General features: G+C 60.8%; 4 protein-coding genes. All 4 read right to left on the bottom strand.

What is annotated here, in order from left to right; translation table 11 throughout:
* Positions 1 to 396, bottom strand: a 396-nt coding sequence (locus ADK28_RS13435; RefSeq protein ID WP_048795873.1) for a spore coat protein U domain-containing protein, incomplete at its 3' end; no start/stop codon positions are given.
* On the bottom strand, positions 396 to 899 hold the full coding sequence (locus ADK28_RS13430) for a Csu type fimbrial protein (protein ID WP_033640544.1): 504 nt from the start codon (positions 897 to 899) through the stop codon (positions 396 to 398). The genes ADK28_RS13430 and ADK28_RS13435, both read right to left, overlap by 1 nt.
* 2 nt (positions 900 to 901) lie before the next feature.
* Positions 902 to 1,441: a Csu type fimbrial protein gene (locus tag ADK28_RS13425; protein ID WP_016928005.1), complete on the bottom strand. Its 540-nt coding sequence runs from the start codon at positions 1,439 to 1,441 to the stop codon at positions 902 to 904.
* A 274-nt stretch (positions 1,442 to 1,715) separates the two neighbouring features.
* Positions 1,716 to 2,204, bottom strand: a 489-nt coding sequence (locus tag ADK28_RS32995) for a methyltransferase RsmF C-terminal domain-like protein (RefSeq protein ID WP_048795877.1), incomplete at its 5' end; no start/stop codon positions are given.

The raw sequence follows: 2,204 nt of genomic DNA, 5'->3' as shown, positions 1-2,204 counted from the left end.
GGCGTAGTTGCTGTCTTGATAAAGTTGATACAGCAGCGTTTCAGACGTGACGGGGTTTTGTAATTTTCTGCCGCCGGCGATGGATCCGCTCACGTGATTGCCGACGCCGAGGGCCAGCGTGACGCTCAGCCCCGGGTTGCAGCGAAACAGCACCGAACCGGCGCCGCTGCTGGAGACGACGCTGACTGCGTTGCTCAGCGAGGACAGTTGGCCGAAGTTCAGGGTGCCGAAGGTGGTCACGTCACTGACGCCGCTGCCCAATACGCAGCCTTTTACCACGGTTGCATTGACGGTGAACGGCTGGCTTTTGGTCAAATCGTTGACGCCGGTATCGCTTTGGGCCGGGGAAAGCGGCAGGCAGAACAGCAAACCGCAAATTGAAGCGCGCATCGTCATTACCAATTGATCGTGACCTGTACCGTATCGGTGTAGCTGCCTGTCGGGGGCGTGGACTGCGCCGGAATCATGCCATAGACCGGCAGCCAGTTGTCCGCACCGTTGGCGGTTTGTGACACGCCCGTCAGATTATCCCAAATGGCGCTGTGGGCGGCGTTGGTGTACAGGTTGTAATTCACCCGTTGGCCCGCCGCGCTTTGCAGGTAGCGGGCAGCGGTATTGCCGCTTTGCCCGCCGCCAAGCAGAACGCTGTAGCTGGTGCCGTTGGTGCATTTCACCCGAATGGCGCCGGCGTTTTGCTGCCCGGCGACGCTGGTTGCGGTGCTGAGAAAATACAGCGTGCCGAAATTCAGCGTGCCGAAGCTGACGTTGCCGCCTGAGCTGCTGCCGGCCTCACAGGCGCTGAGCAAGGTCGCGCTGACGCCGAGGGTCGCGGTTTTACTGTCGGCCTGCGCCAACAGGCTGCACGCCCATAATCCGCAGCAGCAGAGCGCGCGCCGCACCGTTACCAGGTGACCGTCATCGTGACGGTGTCGTTATAAGTGTCCGCCGCCGGGGTAGAGCCGGCCGCCGGTACGCGGCCATACACGATCAGCGGAACGGCGGCGCCGGTGCCGGTACCGGTCCGCGCGTTGGCGCCGCTGCCCCAGGCGGTGGTGCGTGCGGCATCCTGGTACAGGTTATAGCTGATGAATGCGCCTGCCGTGCTGGCCATGCGGCGTTGGGTGCCTGAAGTGACGTGGAGCCCGTTGTCCAGCGCCACCGTGTAGTCTGTGCCGGTCGTGCAGGTCAATGACAGCGTACCGGCCCCCCCTGCGCCGGTGGCGCTGGCGTCGATGATGTTGGCCAGTGAAGAGTAAGTGCCGAAGCTGATGGAGCCGAAGTCGTTGACGGAACCGCTGCTGCTGCCGCCCCCCACGACGCAACCGGCGCCGATGGTCAGCGTCACGCCTAACGTGCCTTGAATGGTGCCTGCTGCGTTAGCCGCGCCGTTGGCGCACAGCAGGGTTGCTACCGAGGTCAATGCCATCAGAGTTTTTTTCATCTTATATTCCTTGCCGTATGAGAGAAAGCCCGCAAAGACGCCACCCAGAGGTGGGTTGAACGTATTCATTTAGCTGCACTTTAATTAATAGAATAAGAATCGGGAATTGTCTTGATGAAAACGAGAAACTTTTTATTCTCATTCCCCGTATGACGGGGCTTGTAGGCGAGGCATACCGATAAAGTGAAATGATTAGAATAATAACGAAAGGCGATGGGAATATTATTAGCGTTATTTTATCGCCGGGGAGTTTCATTCCCCGGCGCGGTATTATTTACAGGTGGAAATCGAGCGCGCCATCCCGCACCAGCTCACGCGGCAAATTGTTTTTGATGCGGCTGCCAATGCGTTTGGCGATGCCCAGCGGTTGCCCCTGATAGGTGACGATGCACTCGTCGCCCGCCGGTGGCTGCTCCGGGTAGAGATCGCGGCCGTGATACCACTCCTGGGCCAGCGCGGCGTCCAGCTCGAAATGCTGTTTGCCGCCGGCGCCCGCGAGGGCGATCGCCGCTTCGTGCTGCCAACGGAAACCTTTCGGGAAGCGCTCCGCCAGCTTGAGACCGATACGCGAGAAGCGCACCTTGCCGAACAGCGGCTCCAGCTCGGCCGGGAACAGCCAGATTTCCTTATCGCGCTCCCACAGCCGGCTGTCATCGCCCCAGGTTAAGCCGGATGCGGCGGCGGCTTGGGCGACCAGCGCCGCCTCTTTGCCGGACAGCGGGCTGAACGGAAACTTACCGACTTTATAGGTCGGCTTCGCCAA

It is taken from the genome of Serratia sp. 506_PEND (genome assembly GCF_001076875.1).
GTDB classification, from domain to species: Bacteria; Pseudomonadota; Gammaproteobacteria; order Enterobacterales; family Enterobacteriaceae; genus Serratia; species Serratia marcescens.
The sequence above is the reverse complement of the archived record's forward strand: the minus strand, read 5'-3'. Positions and strand labels throughout refer to the sequence as shown.